At 67.1% G+C, this 776-nt stretch carries 1 protein-coding gene and 1 pseudogene; both read right to left on the bottom strand.

The window, feature by feature from the left end:
- Nucleotides 1-48: 48 nt before the first annotated feature.
- Nucleotides 49-408, bottom strand: a complete 360-nt coding sequence (locus tag A8W25_RS05425; protein WP_324616183.1) for a hypothetical protein — start codon at nucleotides 406-408, stop codon at nucleotides 49-51.
- Nucleotides 409-412: 4 nt separating this feature from the next.
- A pseudogene (locus A8W25_RS05420) lies at nucleotides 413-776 on the bottom strand (hypothetical protein); the annotation flags it as partial.

The raw sequence follows: 776 nt of genomic DNA, 5'->3' as shown, positions 1-776 counted from the left end.
CGCGTATTCCCGCCGGCACCGGCGGGTGCGCTGGCGCTCCGGCTACGGCTAGGAGTGATCAATGACGTTCCCGTTGGCACAGTTGTTGTCATGGTCTCCGACGAAGCCCGGGGTGCCGCCGAGGGCCGGAACGATGGCGGTTTCCTGCATGCAGACGACACCGGCAGAGAAGTTCCAGTTGTCGGCCGTGCTGACGGGGCCGGAGAAACTTGAGCCGTTGGGGCCGTCGGCGTGGGCGGGGGCGGCGAGAGCGACGCCGGCAAGGACGAGCGCGGTGACAGAAGTGATCTTCTTCATGCCCTGGGCAACGACCGTCGTGAACCGGGGATACGGGTGGATCACCGCGATGTGAGAACGACCGTCGGCTGCGGGGCGAGGCGGTGGCGGCGCGGCTGCGCTCGTGGTCAAACACCTAGGCCAGAGGCGGCCGGTACGCTCCTGGCCGCTCCGACGGTACGGGGACTCCGGAACCCACCCCCAGGTCCTTGCGCATCACCGCCTGCATCTGCGTGATCTCGTGCCACATCTCCAGCAGGGACGCACGCAGTTCCTCATGGGTGTGATCGCCGGGTGCCAAGGTTTCGTCGAGCCGCGCGAACCGCTTGTACGCATCGGCCAGAGCGACCCGTACGCGGTTGGCAGCGTCCAGTACGCCGTCGGGTACCAGCATCTGGGCCTGCGCGAAGTCGTTCTGGAACGACAGGCGGGCCTCATTTGTCTCCGTGGATGGGCCGGGGCGGTCGGGGAACCGGTTCAGGTCCTCCATCAGTCGTATC

Origin of the sequence: Streptomyces sp. ERV7 (assembly GCF_001653515.1) — a bacterium.
Lineage (GTDB): Bacteria > Actinomycetota > Actinomycetes > Streptomycetales > Streptomycetaceae > Streptomyces.
This window is presented reverse-complemented; position numbering and strand designations above follow the sequence as displayed.